The organism is Shinella kummerowiae (assembly GCF_009827055.1).
GTDB classification, from domain to species: domain Bacteria; phylum Pseudomonadota; class Alphaproteobacteria; order Rhizobiales; family Rhizobiaceae; genus Shinella; species Shinella kummerowiae.
This window is the reverse complement of the sequence record NZ_WUMK01000004.1, coordinates 352,607-369,074: the sequence shown is the minus strand read 5'-3', so window position 1 is coordinate 369,074 and position 16,468 is coordinate 352,607. Positions and strand designations below refer to the sequence as shown.

Here is a 16,468-nt window from a genome sequence, read left to right as displayed (position 1 = left end):
AGGCGGTGTAGGCATCCAGGGGCCGAAAAACTCTGGCGGCGTCATCGGCGTCGTAAGGCAGGTCAACCGAAACCGTCGCATCCGTCGACGTGAGGCGCTTAGCCACCGATGCCTATCCCATCTCCCTTCGGGAGTGCGCCAGAGAGCCTGCGCCGGCCGGTCAACCGGTGTGGGCTCTCGTCTTTTCCATGCGGTAATGTCGCTCAATAATTGACAGAGGCGCATCTTGCTTGCAACTTCGGATGGAGGAAACCGGGGGCGCGAAGAATCATTCGCGGCATATGGAATGGCCTGGGCAGTACCGCAACACACGCGCGAAACAGTAAACGCCGCTGGCAGAGAGCTGATCAGTCCTGATGGATGGGATGCCGGAAACATCACGTTCCAAGCGTTACAAGCTCATCATGATGCACTTGCCGTCGTGAATAATTGGCGCGCGGCGCACGCTTACCCGCTAAACACCTTTCAGGCGACGCTGAGATTGCGCGCTCAGAAAGTGGATAAAAGGTGCATATTTGCAACCAGAACAAAGCGTCTTGAGTCAATCACGAAGAAGCTGCGCAAACATGGGGATATGAAGTTATCCCAGATGCAGGACATCGGTGGTCTTCGGTGTATTATGCAGAGTACAGCGAACGTTTATGCGCTATGCGAAGTATACAAGAGTAAAAAGCTCTCCCACGAACTGGCAAAGGTGAATGACTACATCGCATTCCCGAAGCCGGACGGGTATAGAAGTCTGCATCTCATCTATCGTTATCAAGGCGCGAATAGGATCGGCTCCTACGATGGGCTGAAAGTTGAGATACAACTGCGTAGTATCTTACAGCACGCGTGGGCCACAGCCGTTGAAACAGTAGGAATTTTTACAAAACAAGCGCTCAAATCTAGCGAAGGAGATGAGGATTGGCTTCGCTTCTTCTCGCTCGCGAGTGCAGTTATTGCGGAGAAGGAGCATGGCGCCCCAATACCGGGCGCGGAGGGAAGCGCCAAGGCCCGCGACGAGGAAATTAGAGAATTGGGCCACAAGCTCAATGTGAGAGAGGTTTTGAATACCTATCAGAAAATGCTACGAGCGCTTGAACGCCAGTCTACAAAGGACGCCAAGTTCTTCCTCTTGGCATTGGAGCCTGCCGAAAAGCGGATTTCGGCAAGAGGGTTCCTCACAAGAGATTCGATTGTTGCCAACCAACAATACACTGAGATGGAGAAGTCGCTGGCTGACAAGCCGGGTGCCCAGGCGGTTCTTGTAAAGGTGGATAGCATTTCGGCCCTGCGAAAAGCTTATCCGAATTACTTTGCAGACACCACCATGTTCATGCAGGCTCTCGATGATTATCTTCCGGAGATCCCAGCATCCTAGCCATCGGAATATCTGCCCCGCATGCCTGAAACGAGAGCCGGGCTTAGGTCCGGCTTCTCAGATGCTTCTCTCTGTATCCTCGGTGGAGGGTAGAGACAGGGGTATCTTCTAGGGGCCAATATTCTGTCTGATCCAGGCTCCCGTGGCATCGTTATTATCGATCTTGAAAGTAGCCCAGTCGCTGGTTGCTTTAATCTCGCAGACCATCAGACCGTCATCGCTATCCATCAGGGTTCTCAGAAGGTCGCGTATCGTGGCCGCGTTCCCTTTGAGGTTCCCAAGCCAGAGGGATTGCAGAGGCCGCACACAACCCCAATCGCGAAGTTGCTTAATGAGCGGGTCGTAGTTCCTGTTTTTTCGAAGATCGTAGCTGATCATGTAGGCTGTCATGCCCACCCCTCCAAAGGTTCGCCCATGCCCGCCCTGAGTGAAAAACAGAAGCGGTTCGTCTCAGAGTATGTGATCGACCTGAATGCAACGCAAGCGGCAATCAGGGCAGGGTACAGCGCAAAGACAGCGCAACAGCAAGGCAGCCGCCTGTTGTTAAATGTTGTGGTTCAGGAAGAGCTATCCAGGCAGCAGAGCAAGGTCGCCGAACGGCTCGAAATCACCAAAGAACGCATCGTCGATGAGCTGGCCAAGATCGGCTTCTCCAACATGCTCGACTATATGCGGGCCGGTCCAGACGGAGACCCCTATCTCGACTTCTCTGGCTTGACACGCGATCAAGCCGCGGCGCTCTCCGAAGTGACTGTCGAGGATTTCAAGGACGGCCGAGGCGAAGACGCCCGCGATGTCCGGCGGGTCAAGTTCAAGCTTCATGACAAGAAGGGCGCGCTGGTCGACTTGGCGAAAATGCTGGGCTTCGTCGTCGAGAAGCACGAGCACACCGGCAAGGACGGCGCCCCTATCCAGACCGAGACGAGAACATGGCGGGAAGTGCTGCGCAGCGAAAAGAGCTAGACGCCACCACCCATCTTACAAACCCGGCGCTGCATGATTTCTGGGAAGAGGTATTTCTAGGCCAAGCCGATATCGCGGTGCTCCACGGCGGCCGCTCAAGCTCAAAGACGAGAGACACGGCCTGTCAACTGGTGCGCCTGGTCGATCACGTCAGCGTCAGGATGCGGGTTCTCTGCATTCGGCGCTTCCAGAACCGCATTCAGGATTCGGTCTACACCGAACTGAAATGGGCCATAGCTCACCTAGGGCTCGAAGCCGCCTTCGACGTCCAGAAGACGACGATCATCCATCGCCGAACCGGCGCGGAGTTCATCTTCTACGGCATCGAGCGGAACCTTGAGGACATCAAGGGCACCTCTGACGTCGACGTCCTCTGGGTAGAAGAGGCAGAGAAGCTTACCGAGGAGCAATGGACGGTCATCGGGCCGACCATCCGTAAGGAAGACAGCCTAGCGATCCTGCTATTCAATCCGAAGCTGGTCACCGACTACGTCTGGAAGAATTTCGTCGTCAACACCCCGCCGCACACGGTGGTGCACAAGATCGACTGGACCGATAACCCGTTTCTCTCGCAGAAGGCGTTGCGCGACATCGCCGCAATGCAAGAAGCGAACCCCGAGCTATTCGAGCATATCTACGGCGGCGTACCTCTCGGCGACAGCGAGCTATCAATCTTCAAGCGCCGCTGGCTGGATGCTTGTGTAGATGCCCACACAAAGCTCAAGATCGATCTCACCGGCCGGAACATCATCGGCTTCGACCCGGCCGACGACGGCGAGGACAAGAGCGCGACGGCCGACAAGATCGAAGGCGTCTTCACTGATGCTGAGGACTGGTCATCCGGCAAGGACGAGCTTGTTCAGAATGCCAAGAGGGTATGGGCCAAGGCAAAGCATGCTGGCGCCACGGTATCGTATGACACGATCGGCGTGGGCGCGTTCGTTGGCGGCTATATCGACGAGCAGAATGAGGCGAACGCCGCCAGCGTTGATCACTACGCATTTCATGCCGGCGGCGGGGTCATGGACCCGGACGAGCCGAGCGACCCGCAGAACAGCAATAGCCCGCTGAACAAAAACGAGTACCTGAATCTGAAGGCGCAGGCGTGGGCCAATACAGCGCGCCGCGCCATGCTGACGTTCAACGCAGTCACGCGCGGCCATTCGATCAAGCCAGAGGATGTTTTGTCCTTCTCCTCAGTGATCAGCGCCGCCAAGCTCGACGCGCTCTTCACCGAGCTTTGTGTCCCGTGGTGGGTCGAGAGTGAGGGCAAAAAGCGCGTGGTACCGAAGGCCAAGTTGAAGAAAGACCTTGGCGTGAAGTCGCACAACCTCGCTGACGCGGTCATTGCGGCCGACAACGTCAACATCTCCGGCCCGACGGTCGCCATGTTTTTGTCAAAGAGGCACCGATGAGCAAAGTTGTCAGCCTGGCGAACTACGCCCAAAGGCGCCTCAGTGGCATGTTCCCAGCCTTCTTTGCTGGTGGCAGCACCAAGCACGATCACTATAAGGATTTCGGATATCCGGAGAACCTGAAGTTCACCGATGTCTACCGGATGTACTGCCGCAATGGCGTGGCGGCGGCCGGCGTCAACAAGACGATCGGCAAGACATGGCAGGACAATCCCTTCCTGCTGGAGAAAGAACGCGACGGCTCGCAGGACGGCGAGGATAAAGAGACCTCTCTCGAAAAGGAAATCCGCCAGCGCTTCGACGATCTGCGCCTCTGGGCTCGCTTGGCCGAAGCAGACCGCATGTCGATGGTCGGTGCCTATGCTGGCGTGATCCTCCGGTTCGCTGACAGCAGGCGGTTCGACCAGCCGGTTGATAAGGTCCCCGGCGGGCTTCTCGGCCTCGTCGAAGTCATCCCGGCATGGGAAGGACAGCTTCAGGTCTCGCAGTGGGATACGGACGAGACATCCGAGACCTATGGGCAGCCCAAGCAGTTTCAGTTCAACGAATCCGCCGTCGATACGAACAGCAAGCAGCCTCGCAATCTCGTCATCCACCCCGATCGGGTGATTGTCTGGTCGAAGGATGGCACGGTTCACGGTTCATCGTCTCTGGAGCCAGGATACAACTCGCTCGTCGACATGGAGAAGGTGAGGGGCGCCGGAGGCGAGGGCTTCTGGAAGAATGCTAAGTCCGCGCCGGTCCTTGAGATCGACAAGGACGCCAAGCCGCTCGAAATGGCGAAGGCGATGGGTATCCCGGCCAACGAACTCGCCGACAAGATGAACGATCAGGTAGCGGACTGGCAGGCCGGGTTCGACCAGTTGCTCATGGTCATGGGCATGCAGGCCAAGACGCTGAACGTCACCCTGCCGTCGCCCGAGCACTTCTATGCCATCGCCCTGCAGGACTTCGCGGCGTCCATGAACATGCCGGTCAAGATCCTCGTAGGCATGCAGACCGGCGAGCGAGCCAGCCAGGAAGACGCTGCAGAGTGGTCGCAGACGAACATGTCGCGCCGGGCCAACCAGACCGTCCCGAACATCATGTCTCTGGTCAACCGCCTGGAGCGCGTCGGCATCCTGCCCGAAAAGGACTGGTATCTCGATTGGGCTGACCTCACGGAAGCGACGATTGGCGAGAAGATCGACCGGGCCAACAAGATGGCCGACGTCAATGTGAAGCTCAAAGACAGCGGCGAGTGGGGCTTTACCCCCGAAGAAATCCGCGGTGCGGCCGGCTATGAGCCGCTGAAGGACGACGAAAAGTACCGCGACGACGTCACCGACGACGAGAACGCGGCTGCGCTGGGCAAGAAGCCCGAGCCCAAGAAGGAATAGCCACCCATGCCCCAAGTTCGTGTGAACGTCAGGACACTGGCGAACGTGAAGGCTGCGCGCAAGGAAAAGCGCAACGGCCGTGATGTCGTGATCGTCCCGAGCGCCACGCTGCCCGACGACATCGTCATGAACGGGATCAAATACCCGGCAGACGAGATCGCGAAAAGCTTCAAGGGACTTGAGCGCACGCCCGCGCCGCTTGGCCACCCGACGATCAACGGCAAGTTCGTCTCGGCCTCTGATCCGGAAGGCCTGAACCTCGGATACGTGGGCGCCTGGAACGAGAACGTGCGCCGCGAGAAGGGCCGCGTCCTCATCGACAAGGTGATTGACGTCGAGGTGGCCAACCGGACTGAGGGCGGCAAGGCGGTGCTGGAAGCCGTCAATGCCGGGACGCCGATCCACACGTCCACAGGGCTGCTCTGCACGCTGGAAGCCGTCAACGGCGCCAAGGACCACAAGCACATCGCGCGCAACATCCATTGGGATCATGACGCGATCCTCCTGAACGATACCGGAGCAGCCACCCCCGAACAGGGCGTCGGCATGCTCGTGAACAAGACCTCAGGTGAGGTCGAAGAGATCGAGGTCATCAACTCCGCCGTCCAAGAGGCGGAGCGTGACATCGACTGGGCGATGGATTCCCTCGCTCGGGCACTGGAGAAGCGGCAGCGCGCCGGTCTCCTGGATAAACTGAAAGCCGTCATCCTGGAAGGCCTTGGCATTTCGGAGCGGTCACCCTCAACCAACAAGAAGGAAGACGACATGTCTGTCTCTGACGAGCAGTTCAAGTCGCTTTCCGATGAGGTCAAGACCCTCTCGGAAGGCATGGGAAAGATCGGTGAAACGATCGCCAACGCTGTGACGACGGCCCTCAAGCCGGTTCTGGATCAGCAGGCGGAGATGGTCGCCAACGCCAAGGCCAAGGACGACGCCGAGCACGCCGAATTGGTAGGCAAGGTCGTCAAGGCCAACCTCCTGGATGAGGCGACGGCGAAGGCCACCCCGCTCAACACCCTGCGCGCCCTGGCGCCCAAGACCGAGCCGGGCAAGGCCGCCCCGCTCAACTCCGCATTCAAAGGTACCGGCTCGGATAAGCCTGCCTTTACGCCGCCGAAGGGGGAGTAAGCCGATGGCCCGCTATAACAAGATCTACGCCGGTCCGGTTTCCGAGCCCCTGCCGCAGGTTCAGGAGCGCATCTGCACGGCAGCCATCCTGCCCGGCACTGCCCTGGTGGAATCCGGGTCGAACTTTGCCCAGGCCGGCGCCAACGCGCTGACCAAGGTCTACATCGCCCAGGATAACTATCTGGCGATGAAGGGTGTCGACGATGCGACACTGGCAAACGACCGCATCGTCGGCATGGAAATGCTTGACGAGCAGTTCTTCAACGTTCGCGTCCCGACCGGCACCAACGTCGCTCGGGGCTCGCAGCTCACCACCTCTGCCGCCGGCAAGTTCGTTCTCGCTACCACTGGTCAGCGGGTGATCATGATCGCCGAAGAGGCCTACAACAACACGTCCGGCGCGGACCAGCTTGTGCGCGCCCGCGTGGCCCGCAACCAGCTTGCAGCGGCATAAGGAGAACCCGGATGCGCTACTTTTCTGAACAGCTCATCACCAACTCCCGCCCGCATGCGGCATGGTGGGCCGACGTTTCTGTCAACCGTGAACACTTCCACCAGGTGGAAGAGCATATGGCGGCGCTCTCGAATGCTGCTGCCGTCCTGCCACGCGATGCGTGGATGGACGTCGACAGCATCACCCGCCGTGTAATGCGCGACGACGAGGGCGAAGTCTACATGCGCGATCTGATGGCGCTGGCTCGGCCGATCAACATCGGCAAGCTCGTCAGCATGACCCGCGTGGCGTCCGATTCCTCCAATCCGGTTATTCGCTCGATGTCGGGGCAGGTGCCGGTTCCGATGGATAAGGTGGTCTATTCGTTCCGCGGCACGCCCGTTCCGATCTTCCAGGACGGCTATGGCCGTGAATGGCGAGAATGGAACACGCTCCAGTCGGAGAACTTCGACGCCATCGCAGACGACGAAGAAGCCGCAAACGCCAAGATCCGCAAGGATCAGGCCGACTACGTCCTGAACGGCGACACTTCGATCGTCTTCCAGGGCTACAGCGGTACCGGCATCCGCAGCAATCCGCTGGCGAAGACCATCAACATCGGTGCCTCCGGTGCGAACATCGACCTCACGTCCACGTCGACCACGTCGGATGCGATCGATAACTTCTTCACCCAGACCCTCGGCACCATGCTCGACGCCAACCTGATCACGGGCAAGGTCAATATCTACGTCTCGCCCGAGATCGGTCGCAACCTTGACCGCTCCTACTCCGGTTCTGCCGGCTTCAAGGGCGGCACGTTGCTGCAGTACCTCCTGACCAACCGGCGCATCAACAAGATCGAAGTGACCTTCAAGCTCTCGGGCAATGAATTCTTCGGTTTCGTTCCGTCGGCGGAGTTCATCCGCCCGCTGATCGGCATGGCCGTCAACACGACCGCGATGCCGCGCCTCTACCCCACGGCGAACTATCAGTTTCTCAAGATGGGCGCGCTGGGCCTCGAAATCCGGGCCGACTATAACGGGAAGTCCGGCGTCTTCTACTCCACCAACACCTGATGATGTGCCTCGCCTTCGGGCGAGGTGCTTATCCTCAACGGAGAACGATCACATGAAGATTCGTTTGAAAGCGCCGGCAGGCGCTACCACCACCGGCATCTATGGCAAGGACGGCAAGGAAATGGCCGTCGGCGAAGTACTCGACCTCGAAAACGAGCCGGTAGGCTGGGTGGGGCGCTACGACATCATTTCCGGCGGCTCGACCGAAGGAAAGACGGCAGTGACGAACCCCGCACCCGCCTATGCCGTTGCCGAAACGAGTCCCGGCTGGTTCGTCATCAACAAGGACGGCGAGGCCGTGACCAAGAAGCTGCGCCAGTCCGACCTTGAAGGCTTCGATACGATGTCCGACGAGGACAAGGCTGCCTTCGCAGACCTGCACAAGGTGGAAGCCTGACCCATGGCCGGCTATGGCGGTGACAGCGAATTCAACTCCTGGCTGACGGAAAACGGCTACGCGCTCCCCGTCGGCGCGTCGTCGCCTGCCGTGCTTCGCAACCGCGGGAGCCAATACATCGATGCGGTGTACGGCTCCCGCTTCCTCGGCTCCGTCGTGGATGCCGAGCAGGAACGCCAGTGGCCGCGTGAGGGCGCCATAGTCAACGGCAAGCTCATCCCGAGCAACGTGGTGCCGGTAGCCGTCACCAACGCCTCGTACTATGCGGCCTATCAGGAGGCCGTAGCGCCGGGGTCTCTCTCAGTCATCGGCACCTCTTCCAGCGCCGTGAAGCGCGTGAAGGTCGGCCAAATCGAGAAGGAATATCAGGCGGCAAAGGACAGCGACGGCACGGCCGCCTCGATCACGCCGCTCATCTCCATCGTTGATGGGATGCTCGCACCTTACCTCAAGGACGAAGACCTCGTCTGCTTCGGCATCTGGTCGGTAGGCTGCTGATGGCGACCTTCAATTATGCCGAAATGCAGGCAGTAGCCGACGAGCTTATCGCAGAGTTCGGCCAGCAGGGCACCGTGACGCGCACCACGACGCCAGACCCGATTGAGGGTGGCGACGGCACCACGACAGCCTACCCGGCCAAGCTCGTTCCAATGGCCTACAGCGCCCGCGAGATCGACGGGACGAACATCCTGGCCGGCGACGTGCAAATCTACATTTCATCGGTCGGCCTCGCCATCGAACCGAAGCCCGGCGACCACGTGACCGCCAGCGGCAAGACGTTCCGCATCATCAACGGCGACCCGAACAATTACGACGGAATCACGAACGTCGTCTTCATCGTCCAAGGAAGGATTGCATCATGACGAACGTCCTGCTCTCAAAGGCCTACAAGGGCAAGGAAGCCGGCACGCTCCTGACCGGCGTTTCGGCCAAGGATGCGAGGGCCATCAAGGCCTTGGGGCTCGGCTCTGAAGTGAAGGACGAGGCCTCCAAGCCGAAGAGCAAGAGCGAGAAGCCCGTCGCCTAATGGCCACGCTCCGCCAGCAGCTTCTTGACCTCATCGACAGGCTCGCCCCAGACATGGAGCGGGCGTTCCTTGAGGCTGTCGAAGACATCAAGTCCGAGATTGTGCTTCGGGAGATTGTTGAGCGGCTGGAGCGCCGGGACATTGAGGGCGCAATTGAGGCGCTTCACATCGACGAGGCTGCATTCCGCCCGTTGGCCGAGGCTCTGAGGCAGGCCTACAACGCTGGCGGCACAATGGTCGTCAAGGACATGCCGCGGCTTTCCGATCCGCTAGGCGGACGCGTAGTGCTTCGGTGGGACGTCCAGAACCAGGGCGCCGAGGCGAACATCCGTGAGATTTCGTCGAAGCTGATCACCGGCATCACGCAGCAGACCCGCGAAGCGACGCGGGAGGCCATCGTGTCTGCTTACGCTCAAGGGCAGGGGCCGAATACGATCGCCCTTGACCTCGTCGGCCGACAGAGCCGTGTGACAGGGCGCCGTGAGGGTGGCGTCATCGGCCTCAATGCCCCGCAAGCAGAACTCATCGAGCGCACCCGCATCAATCTGCTCTCAGGTGACCCTGAGCTGATGCGGAAGTATCTGACGCTGAAAACCCGCGATAAGCGGCTTGACGCAGCCGTACGGCGCGCGATCGACGCCGGCAAGCCGCTGGACAAGGCAACTCTCGACAAGGTGCTGATGCGCCTGCGAGACCGAAACCTGAAACTACGCGGGGAGACGATTGCCAGAACAGAGACCGTGACCTCCGTCATGTCGGCAAAGCATGAGGCTTACCGGCAGGGGCTCGAAAAGATGGGCCGCGACGAAAGCTTCGTCACACGGAAGTGGCGCAGTTCCGGGCGTCGAAACGTCCGGCATACCCATCAGATTCTGAACGGGCAGGTGGTTCGAGGAATGGACCTGGCATTCCAATCTCCGTCGGGCGCCCTCCTGCGTTACCCTGGTGATACTTCGCTTGGTGCCGGCGCGGCTGAGATCGTAAATTGCGTGTGTGACGCCGAATATGACTATGACTTCGCCGAGGCCTACGCCCGCTCACGAGGCCGCTGATGAGCTTCGCGGCCACAATAAGCGAATGGGGCCAAGCCGAATTGGAGCGCGCCGAGGCGATTTACCAGACGGCTGCTCAGACCGTCGCAAACGAAGTGCGTAATCCTCGCGAAGAGGGTGGTCGAATGCCCGTAATCACTGGCAACCTCCGACGCTCTCTGATGGCATCGACCTCGGAAATGCCGACAATCAAGCCGGAGCAGACGACGTTCGCGGATAGCGGGATAGAGATGGTGATCGCTGGCGCCGAGCTAGGCGGGGCGGTTTATCTCGGGTTTCAAGCGGCCTATGCGCCGCGAATGAACTACGGGTTCGTCGGCGAGGACAGTCTGGGACGCGTCTACAATCAGGCCGGGTTCGGCTTCGTTGATGCGGTAGCGCAGCGCTGGCCCCAGATCGTCGCCGAGGCGGAGGCTAAGGTTCGTTCTCGCTTCGAGGGCGGTTCTCAGCCAGCATGATCAGCATAGCCCGCTGAATGAAGTCGGTGTTCTTGATGAACATTTCCACCACGGCCTGACCGCCTTCGGTCTCGGCCTTTTGCCCTCGAAATAGATCAACGGCCTTGTCGAGCAAGGCGAATATCTCGCGGTCGGTCAACGGCTGGTCGGGCATGGGAAGGACGTAGCACGGATGGCCGACACGGTGGAGAAGAAAATCTACCAGGCGCTGGTTACCCGAGCGCAAGGGTTCACGCCGCCGGCTGGGGTCACGGTAGTTCTGCCGGGGGCATCATTCTCTCCAACGGCGTCCAGCAAGTTCATCTCAGTCGAAGTTCACTTCAACCGCTCGATCGAGACGGATCTGTCGCTGCAGCTCGACCCGATCCGCCAAGGCTTCATGCGAGCCAATGTCATGTGGCCCAAGGGGGCGGCCATCGTCGATGGTTATGAGGTCGCCGGCCAGTTTCGGGCTCATCTGAAGCGCGGGACCAAATTGCTTCGGGACTCGGTGCAGGTCCGCATCGACGAAGACCCTGAGATCGGCCCGCTCGTCTCAGGCGATACACACCACACCATTCCAGTCACCATTCGGTGGCGCTCGTACTTCCAACCGGCCTGATTGGCCTGCCGTTCGGGCGCCTTCGGCAAGCGCAATCAGCCCACCTGAAAGGAAACCGCCATGCAGTTGTACCCTGTAGCTGGAAGCCGCATCTATATCGGCCCGGCCGTAACCTCTGTGCCCGACGACGAAGACCTGGACGTCACCGATTTCGCCTCGGTCTCTTGGACCGAAATCGACGGCTGGCAGACGATGGGTGCCATCGGTGACAGCAAAGCGCTGATCACGGAATCCGCCATCAACCGCGGGCGCGATATCAAGGCGGGCGGCACGAAGAACGCCGGATCGATGCAGAACCAGTTCCTCATCCTTCCCGATGATGACGGACAGCTCGCCCTTATCGCGGCCGAGAACACGTCGTTCAACTACCCTTTCCGCATCGTTCATGACGACGCACCGCCGGCACTGTCGGCCACGGCGACGATGACGATCGCCGCGCCCGGCGTCATCACCTGGACGGGCCACACGCTGGTTGCAGGCGATCGGGTGAAGTTCTCGACGACCGGCGCCCTGCCGACCGGCCTTGTCGCGGGCACCACCTACTATGTGGTCAATCCGGCATCGGACACGTTCAGCGTCTCCGCAACTGCGGGCGGCTCGGCTATCACCACGACGGGCACGCAGAGTGGCACGCACACCGTCGCAACCGTTCCCAGCGGCTCGACGAAGCTGTTTTACGCCATCGTCATGGGCTCGCCTGAGCAGGGCGGCGGTGCGAATACGGCCCGGCTCGTCTCCACCACCCTCGAAATCAACTCTGCGATCCTGCGCGTTGCCGCGGCGGCCGCTTAACCACTGGTGACCAATGACTGACACAGTCAACCTCGACCGTTTTGATGCCCTCGTCCAATCTCAGGAGGATGGCATCGAATTCGACCTCGTCGACGAAATGGGCAAGCCGATCGGGCTGAAGATCAGCCTTGTCGGCCCTGACAGCAAACAGGCCCGCAAGGCGATGAAGGAGGTCGCGCAGGAATTCTCCAAGCGGGCCGAGGACCGCGCCTTGGCGGGCGAGGGAACCCCGGATGATGAAGAGGACCAGCGCACGGCCGCTTATCTCTCCAAGGTCACCACCGGCTGGTCCCCGAACCCCTCCATCGCCGGCAAGGCCGTGTCTTTCTCGGAAGAGAACGCTCGCACGTTCTTCGGTCGCTTCCGCATCTTCGCCGAGCAGGTTGAGGTGAGGGCGGTTCGCCGAGGCCCTTTCGCCAAAGGCTGATTGCCCGACTCTGCGATCTGATCGCCGACCAAGCGGCCGGCAAGCCGATCAAAATCCCACCGGCCGGAGAGCAGGTCTGGTTCTGGTTTCGCGAACTCGACACGCAGCGACAAGGCAACGGCTACGGCATGAACTCCCTCGGCTTCCGGGAAATCCGGGCATGGCGGAAAGAGCGAGACCTTCCCAAGCTCCTGCCCTGGCAGATGGACGCCATCCTCGCGATGGATATGAAGCGGCGATCCGTTGAGGCGGAAAAGGTGAACGTGGCGGTAGATGAGCCGAAGGCAGAGGTCTCGAAGCGGCCTCTCACCTCTCGCCTGTTTGATGCCCTTTTCGCAAGCAAGGTTAAGTGATCAAAGGCAGGCGCGAATGCCTGCCTCTACCGATCGCGTGATGCTCGGCAACATTGCTTGTCCCTTGTAGAGCGAGAGTGTTGAGCCAGACCCGCTCGCCTTGACGTTGACCGTGTAGATGTAATGCCCGTTCACGAAGCCATCGGTCGGGACAACATCGTATTCCTTGCCAGGAGCCAATGTCTGAGCGACGAACCGTTGAGCGCCGATCGCTTTGTAGTTCTCTTGCAGAGACGGGATGAGGCAGGTGACAGCGGCGTCGGGCGTTTTGCCTGACGAGAAGCTCTGCAACGGTGGCTTGCTCCTGACCGATGCGTCAGATTGGCAGCCGGCCAGAACCAATAGAGGCAGCATTGCGTATCGCTTCATTGTACTTCCTTAGCAACCCGAGCTTTGACGGAGGTCGATGCTCTTGGTTTTGAGGTTGAAATAGAACGGCTGGAACCCAGTGTAGCCGCCACTAGGGCTTTTCAAATTCACGAGGCCGCAAATAACGTCGTCGCTACCGCTCGACGCGCGCAGTTTCGCGATCTGCGCTGAGTACGGGTCATTGGCCAAGCCGATAAGGGATGCCGCAATGTCTGAGGCGACACTGTCGCCGTACGGCGTTCCTGAGCCATCCATCACCTGCTGCGCCGCCGCGATCGACGCTGACGCGGCAAGCAATGCCGCAAAAAAGAGCAATCGCAATCTCGCACCTCCTGATTGAGCGGCGACGATGCCGCCATTTGCATTGAAGGTAAAGCCCCCATGACAACTGCGGTTCTCGGCTTCAAGATCGATTCTACGCCAGCGTCTGCCGCTGCCGTCGATCTGTCAAAGCTTGACGCTGCAGCAACTAAGCTGGAAGCGTCTGCCGACGCCCTTACCGCGTCCGCTGGCGCCCTTGCCAATGCGCTCAAGCGTGTCGGCGACGAAACCAAGAAGGTGCCCCCGGCCGCCAAGCCATTCCAGAACCAGGACGAACACGTAAAAGCGTTCCGGGCTGAGATTGAACGGCTGACGATGCGATACCAGCCGCTGGCGCAGGCGACCAGAAATTACGAGGCGACCGTATCAGACATCAATCGAGCGCATCAGCTGGGCATCATCAACGCTCAACAGATGACCAAGCGCCTCGATGAGGAGCGTCTCGCCTTCGACCGCCTGAAGACGTCTGCGTTGGGGGCGGACAATGCCGTACGAGCCGCAAACCAGAATACTCCAGGCGCTCGTCCTGGCGGGTTCAACACGTCAAACCTCGCGGCGCAAGGCTTCGATATCGGCAGCACCGCGGCATTCATGCCTTGGTACACGGTCGCTCTTCAGCAGGGGCCGCAGGTCGCACAGGTCTTCAACGATATCAAGGCAAGTGGTCAATCGATCGGCCCGGCCGTTGCTGGCGCCTTCTTGCAGATACTGAATCCGATCTCGCTCGTTACCATCGGTGTCATCGGTGGCGCCGCTGCACTCGTGCAGTATTTCACGACAGCGGAGAGCGGCAGCGAAAAGACCACCAGGCTTTTCGAGGAGCAGAACGAGGTTATCCGTCGGGCTGCTGACCTTTGGGGTGAAGCGACCCCCGCGCTCAAGGGCTATGTCGACGAGCTCGACCGAGCGGACAAGATCGCACAGGGTAGGGAAGCCGGGGGCATCCTTGCGGGCCGCGAGCTTGAGGGGCTTTCGTCTAATCTCGACAGTCTGAAGGTTAAGGCGACAGAGGCGCTCCGTTCCCTTCGCGGCGACCCCAATAATGCAATCATCGTACGTGATCTTGTCACGGCTTGGGGAGACCTGCGTGAGCGGCTGGATAACGGCACGGCCTCCATGGCAGACCTCAATCGAGTGCAGCGGGAGCTTGCGGGTGCGGTTAGCACCTATGGAACACCGCAGGTTCTCGCGTTCGGCAAGGCATTCGACGAGGTAACGGCGGCTATTTATCGCGGCGTAGAAGCCGCACAGAAGGCTAGAACCGAGTGGATCGCTGCCATAGCTGGCGGCACCAGCGTGCAGGACATTGTTGAAAACTCGACATTCAACGACAACGGCGTGATCCGCAGGCCTTCCGATTTCATTCCGCGTGTTCCGGGCATTCCAAGTCGTCGGCCATCAGACTTGGCCGGCGACCCAGACGTGGTTGATAGCCGCATTCAGAATTCAGATGGGGTCCTAGTCACGCCTGGAATTCCCGGTCGCAAGCCAAACTTCTTCGAGCTGGAGAAGGAAAACGAGAAGATTGACGAGGTCACCAGGGCCTACCGCCGTGCGCAAGAGGCAAAGGCAGATTTCTGGCTCGATCTCAGCTTCTCCGAGCGACAGTCCGGCCGTAGTGCCATGGACCGGCAGATCGCCAACACGCTGAACCGCTACGGTTTCAATGAGGATCTGAACTCGCCCGAGGCCAATGCCCTTCGTGAGCAGCTTCGGGAGGGCGAGGCCAAGGACATCTTCAAAGGTTTCTTCTCCGGCGCCTATTCGGAGGCTTGGAGCAATGGCGGCAAGATCGGCAAGGCAATCGCTACAGCCGCGCTCAATGCCGCGCAGGAAGCCAGCCAGAAGGCGTTTGAAACACTGTTCGATACTGCGGCTGGCTGGTTGGCGTCGCTTTTCACCGGCAAGAGTGGCGCGTCTGCCGCCGGCCCGGACATCGTAAGCAAGGCAATCGGCGCCGCCGCGAATGACAATGCGGCATTGGCCGCTCCTGTCACGTCCGTTGCGCGCTCAGCGCTCCCCGCCACGACGGAGATCGGCGCCTACATTCGTGAAGCTGCGATCAAGCGCGGCATCGACCCGGATATTGCCCTGCGCGTGGCCAGGTCGGAAGGCGGCATCGATAGCTGGAACCTGCAGTCCAACTACGTCAAGAACGGGGTGCGTGAGCCGTCGTTCGGACCATTCCAGCTCTACAAGGGCGGTGGTCTTGGCAACGCCATGATGAAGCAGACTGGCCTCGACCCGGCGCTTGCTGCCAACGGTCCGGCTGGTGTGGATTTCGCACTCGACAACGCCAAGAAGAGCGGCTGGGGGCAGTGGTACGGTGCAGCGAAGGCTGGCATTGGCGATTGGGAAGGCATCGACAAGTCCGCGAAGGCCGTCAAGGATCTCGGCGCTGCGGCAACCGACACAGCCAAGATGACGGCTGGTCTCGGTCAGACCCTCGCAAGCATCCCGCAGGCGCTCATGGCCAATGGCGGCGGCTCCGGTGCTCTCGCCAGCCTGACCAAGTACGGCATGGGCCTGTTCGGCGGGTCGTCGCAGTTCGCCTCAGCCTGGCTGAAAGGTGGCGTTGGTCTCTACGCGAACGGTTCTGACTACGCTCGCGGTGGCCTCTCCATCGTAGGGGACAAAGGCCCCGAACTGCTCAACCTCCCACAGGGATCTGGCGTGATGAGCAATCACAAGCTCATGAGCATGATGGCGGCGAACAGCAACAGGAGCGGGGATGGCATCGCCGGCATTCGTCTTTTTGTAGACGAGGACGGCAACTGGCAGGCCAAGGTCGAGAGCATCGCCCGTAGTACGGCCAAGACCGAGGACCGGCAGTCCATGGGCGCCTACAAGCAAAATCAGCAGCGCATGGGCTACGGCGAAGACCAGAGACGCTTTAACTCTCGGAAGGGCTGAT

At 60.1% G+C, this 16,468-nt stretch carries 22 protein-coding genes; 18 read left to right on the top strand and 4 right to left on the bottom strand.

The features are described from left to right. Positions 1–286: 286 nt before the first annotated feature. The gene (locus tag GR138_RS12725) at positions 287–1,363 is read left to right on the top strand and encodes a RelA/SpoT domain-containing protein (RefSeq protein ID WP_160859617.1); all 1,077 of its coding nucleotides are present in this window, start codon (positions 287–289) and stop codon (positions 1,361–1,363) included. Positions 1,364–1,471: 108 nt separating this feature from the next. Here GR138_RS12725 and GR138_RS12720 read toward each other — a convergent pair whose 3' ends face one another. Continuing rightward, positions 1,472–1,753, bottom strand: coding sequence for a hypothetical protein (locus tag GR138_RS12720; protein ID WP_160859616.1), 282 nt, complete (start codon positions 1,751–1,753; stop codon positions 1,472–1,474). 24 nt (positions 1,754–1,777) lie between these two features. On the opposite strand from GR138_RS12720, the gene GR138_RS12715 reads away from it, so the two are divergent. From GR138_RS12715 to GR138_RS12665, 12 genes are read left to right on the top strand one after another with little or no spacing between them, the layout of a single operon-like run. Continuing rightward, positions 1,778–2,326 (top strand): terminase small subunit, encoded by a 549-nt coding sequence (locus GR138_RS12715; protein ID WP_160859615.1) that lies wholly within the window; start codon positions 1,778–1,780, stop codon positions 2,324–2,326. Continuing rightward, positions 2,293–3,741 (top strand): PBSX family phage terminase large subunit, encoded by a 1,449-nt coding sequence (locus GR138_RS12710; protein ID WP_160859614.1) that lies wholly within the window; start codon positions 2,293–2,295, stop codon positions 3,739–3,741. Before GR138_RS12715 ends, GR138_RS12710 begins: the two co-directional genes overlap by 34 nt. Continuing rightward, positions 3,738–5,120, top strand: a complete 1,383-nt coding sequence (locus tag GR138_RS12705; protein ID WP_160859613.1) for an anti-CBASS protein Acb1 family protein — start codon at positions 3,738–3,740, stop codon at positions 5,118–5,120. Before GR138_RS12710 ends, GR138_RS12705 begins: the two co-directional genes overlap by 4 nt. A 45-nt stretch (positions 5,121–5,165) precedes the next feature. After that, positions 5,166–6,248 carry a hypothetical protein gene (locus GR138_RS12700; protein ID WP_338091081.1) on the top strand — a complete coding sequence of 361 codons (1,083 nt, stop codon included), beginning with the start codon at positions 5,166–5,168 and terminating at the stop codon, positions 6,246–6,248. Positions 6,249–6,252: 4 nt separating this feature from the next. Further along, entirely contained in the window at positions 6,253–6,702 is a 450-nt protein-coding gene (locus GR138_RS12695; RefSeq protein WP_160859611.1) for a hypothetical protein, read from the top strand. 11 nt (positions 6,703–6,713) lie between these two features. Then, positions 6,714–7,757, top strand: a complete 1,044-nt coding sequence (locus GR138_RS12690) for a major capsid protein (protein WP_160859610.1) — start codon at positions 6,714–6,716, stop codon at positions 7,755–7,757. 52 nt (positions 7,758–7,809) lie between these two features. After that, positions 7,810–8,154 carry a hypothetical protein gene (locus tag GR138_RS12685; protein WP_160859609.1) on the top strand — a complete coding sequence of 115 codons (345 nt, stop codon included), beginning with the start codon at positions 7,810–7,812 and terminating at the stop codon, positions 8,152–8,154. A 3-nt stretch (positions 8,155–8,157) separates the two neighbouring features. Continuing rightward, positions 8,158–8,652 (top strand): DnaT-like ssDNA-binding protein, encoded by a 495-nt coding sequence (locus tag GR138_RS12680; RefSeq protein WP_160859608.1) that lies wholly within the window; start codon positions 8,158–8,160, stop codon positions 8,650–8,652. Then, positions 8,652–9,017, top strand: a complete 366-nt coding sequence (locus GR138_RS12675; protein ID WP_160859607.1) for a hypothetical protein — start codon at positions 8,652–8,654, stop codon at positions 9,015–9,017. The genes GR138_RS12680 and GR138_RS12675 overlap by 1 nt, the downstream gene beginning before the upstream one ends. Continuing rightward, positions 9,014–9,181 carry a hypothetical protein gene (locus tag GR138_RS30275; RefSeq protein WP_202402628.1) on the top strand — a complete coding sequence of 56 codons (168 nt, stop codon included), beginning with the start codon at positions 9,014–9,016 and terminating at the stop codon, positions 9,179–9,181. The genes GR138_RS12675 and GR138_RS30275 overlap by 4 nt, the downstream gene beginning before the upstream one ends. Further along, on the top strand, positions 9,181–10,233 hold the full coding sequence (locus GR138_RS12670) for a head morphogenesis protein (protein ID WP_160859606.1): 1,053 nt from the start codon (positions 9,181–9,183) through the stop codon (positions 10,231–10,233). The genes GR138_RS30275 and GR138_RS12670 overlap by 1 nt, the downstream gene beginning before the upstream one ends. Next, positions 10,233–10,691 (top strand): hypothetical protein, encoded by a 459-nt coding sequence (locus GR138_RS12665; protein ID WP_160859605.1) that lies wholly within the window; start codon positions 10,233–10,235, stop codon positions 10,689–10,691. The genes GR138_RS12670 and GR138_RS12665 overlap by 1 nt, the downstream gene beginning before the upstream one ends. Here GR138_RS12665 and GR138_RS12660 read toward each other — a convergent pair. Further along, positions 10,648–10,845 carry a hypothetical protein gene (locus GR138_RS12660; RefSeq protein WP_160859604.1) on the bottom strand — a complete coding sequence of 66 codons (198 nt, stop codon included), beginning with the start codon at positions 10,843–10,845 and terminating at the stop codon, positions 10,648–10,650. The two genes, GR138_RS12665 and GR138_RS12660, sit on opposite strands and share 44 nt — an antisense overlap. 18 nt (positions 10,846–10,863) lie before the next feature. On the opposite strand from GR138_RS12660, the gene GR138_RS12655 reads away from it, so the two are divergent. The 4 genes from GR138_RS12655 to GR138_RS30970 are packed head-to-tail and all read left to right on the top strand — an operon-like array spanning position 10,864 to position 12,864. Then, complete coding sequence (locus GR138_RS12655) at positions 10,864–11,292, top strand: phage tail terminator-like protein (protein WP_160859603.1); 429 nt, start codon at positions 10,864–10,866, stop codon at positions 11,290–11,292. Positions 11,293–11,352: 60 nt separating this feature from the next. After that, positions 11,353–12,084, top strand: coding sequence for a hypothetical protein (locus GR138_RS12650; RefSeq protein WP_160859602.1), 732 nt, complete (start codon positions 11,353–11,355; stop codon positions 12,082–12,084). Positions 12,085–12,097: 13 nt separating this feature from the next. After that, on the top strand, positions 12,098–12,511 hold the full coding sequence (locus GR138_RS12645) for a hypothetical protein (RefSeq protein WP_160859601.1): 414 nt from the start codon (positions 12,098–12,100) through the stop codon (positions 12,509–12,511). Continuing rightward, positions 12,508–12,864, top strand: coding sequence for a phage tail assembly chaperone (locus tag GR138_RS30970; protein WP_420853647.1), 357 nt, complete (start codon positions 12,508–12,510; stop codon positions 12,862–12,864). The genes GR138_RS12645 and GR138_RS30970 overlap by 4 nt, the downstream gene beginning before the upstream one ends. On the opposite strand, the gene GR138_RS12640 is transcribed toward GR138_RS30970, so the two are convergent. Then, positions 12,865–13,233, bottom strand: coding sequence for a hypothetical protein (locus GR138_RS12640; protein WP_160859600.1), 369 nt, complete (start codon positions 13,231–13,233; stop codon positions 12,865–12,867). It abuts the gene before it with no gap. Positions 13,234–13,242: 9 nt separating this feature from the next. Continuing rightward, positions 13,243–13,554: a hypothetical protein gene (locus GR138_RS12635; protein ID WP_160859599.1), complete on the bottom strand. Its 312-nt coding sequence runs from the start codon at positions 13,552–13,554 to the stop codon at positions 13,243–13,245. Between the two features lie 60 nt (positions 13,555–13,614). Here GR138_RS12635 and GR138_RS12630 point away from each other — a divergent pair, with 60 nt between their 5' ends. Then, a complete protein-coding gene (locus GR138_RS12630) occupies positions 13,615–16,467 on the top strand; it encodes a phage tail length tape measure family protein (RefSeq protein WP_160859598.1) in 2,853 nt (950 codons plus the stop codon). Position 16,468 lies beyond the last annotated feature (1 nt).

Coding starts and splice junctions, on each gene's coding strand:
- GR138_RS12685 (WP_160859609.1), top strand. CDS start 7,810: ATGAAGATTCGTTTGAAAGCGCCGGCAGGCGCTACCACCACCGGCATC.
- GR138_RS12655 (WP_160859603.1), top strand. CDS start 10,864: ATGGCCGACACGGTGGAGAAGAAAATCTACCAGGCGCTGGTTACCCGA.
- GR138_RS30275 (WP_202402628.1), top strand. CDS start 9,014: ATGACGAACGTCCTGCTCTCAAAGGCCTACAAGGGCAAGGAAGCCGGC.
- GR138_RS12720 (WP_160859616.1), bottom strand. CDS start 1,753: ATGACAGCCTACATGATCAGCTACGATCTTCGAAAAAACAGGAACTAC.
- GR138_RS12695 (WP_160859611.1), top strand. CDS start 6,253: ATGGCCCGCTATAACAAGATCTACGCCGGTCCGGTTTCCGAGCCCCTG.
- GR138_RS12705 (WP_160859613.1), top strand. CDS start 3,738: ATGAGCAAAGTTGTCAGCCTGGCGAACTACGCCCAAAGGCGCCTCAGT.
- GR138_RS12675 (WP_160859607.1), top strand. CDS start 8,652: ATGGCGACCTTCAATTATGCCGAAATGCAGGCAGTAGCCGACGAGCTT.
- GR138_RS12690 (WP_160859610.1), top strand. CDS start 6,714: ATGCGCTACTTTTCTGAACAGCTCATCACCAACTCCCGCCCGCATGCG.
- GR138_RS12670 (WP_160859606.1), top strand. CDS start 9,181: ATGGCCACGCTCCGCCAGCAGCTTCTTGACCTCATCGACAGGCTCGCC.
- GR138_RS12650 (WP_160859602.1), top strand. CDS start 11,353: ATGCAGTTGTACCCTGTAGCTGGAAGCCGCATCTATATCGGCCCGGCC.
- GR138_RS12660 (WP_160859604.1), bottom strand. CDS start 10,845: ATGCCCGACCAGCCGTTGACCGACCGCGAGATATTCGCCTTGCTCGAC.
- GR138_RS12645 (WP_160859601.1), top strand. CDS start 12,098: ATGACTGACACAGTCAACCTCGACCGTTTTGATGCCCTCGTCCAATCT.
- GR138_RS12630 (WP_160859598.1), top strand. CDS start 13,615: ATGACAACTGCGGTTCTCGGCTTCAAGATCGATTCTACGCCAGCGTCT.
- GR138_RS12640 (WP_160859600.1), bottom strand. CDS start 13,233: ATGAAGCGATACGCAATGCTGCCTCTATTGGTTCTGGCCGGCTGCCAA.
- GR138_RS12665 (WP_160859605.1), top strand. CDS start 10,233: ATGAGCTTCGCGGCCACAATAAGCGAATGGGGCCAAGCCGAATTGGAG.
- GR138_RS12715 (WP_160859615.1), top strand. CDS start 1,778: ATGCCCGCCCTGAGTGAAAAACAGAAGCGGTTCGTCTCAGAGTATGTG.
- GR138_RS12710 (WP_160859614.1), top strand. CDS start 2,293: ATGGCGGGAAGTGCTGCGCAGCGAAAAGAGCTAGACGCCACCACCCAT.
- GR138_RS12725 (WP_160859617.1), top strand. CDS start 287: ATGGCCTGGGCAGTACCGCAACACACGCGCGAAACAGTAAACGCCGCT.
- GR138_RS12680 (WP_160859608.1), top strand. CDS start 8,158: ATGGCCGGCTATGGCGGTGACAGCGAATTCAACTCCTGGCTGACGGAA.